Origin of the sequence: Vibrio sp. 10N.222.49.C9 (assembly GCF_041474985.1) — a bacterium.
Taxonomy (GTDB): domain Bacteria; phylum Pseudomonadota; class Gammaproteobacteria; order Enterobacterales; family Vibrionaceae; genus Vibrio; species Vibrio crassostreae_C.
Map to the genome: position 1 here is coordinate 1 of NZ_JBFRVD010000695.1, position 258 is coordinate 258.

1 pseudogene is annotated in these 258 nt (G+C 47.3%); it reads left to right on the top strand.

Annotation, left to right across the window (positions count from 1 at the left end):
* Positions 1-258: pseudogene (locus AB4585_RS25130) on the top strand (ATP synthase F1 subunit beta); the annotation flags it as partial.

Sequence of the window (258 nt, forward strand, 5' to 3'; positions counted from 1 at the left end):
GCGGATGACTTGACTGACCCATCGCCAGCAACCACGTTTGCTCACTTGGATGCAACAGTTGTATTGTCTCGTAACATCGCAGCGCTTGGTCTATACCCAGCAATCGATCCACTAGATTCTACTTCTCGTCAGCTTGATCCTCAGATTGTGGGTGAAGAGCACTACAACGTAGCACAGCACGTGCAAACAACGTTGCAACGTTACAAAGAGCTGAAAGATATCATCGCTATCCTAGGTATGGATGAGCTTTCTCAAGAA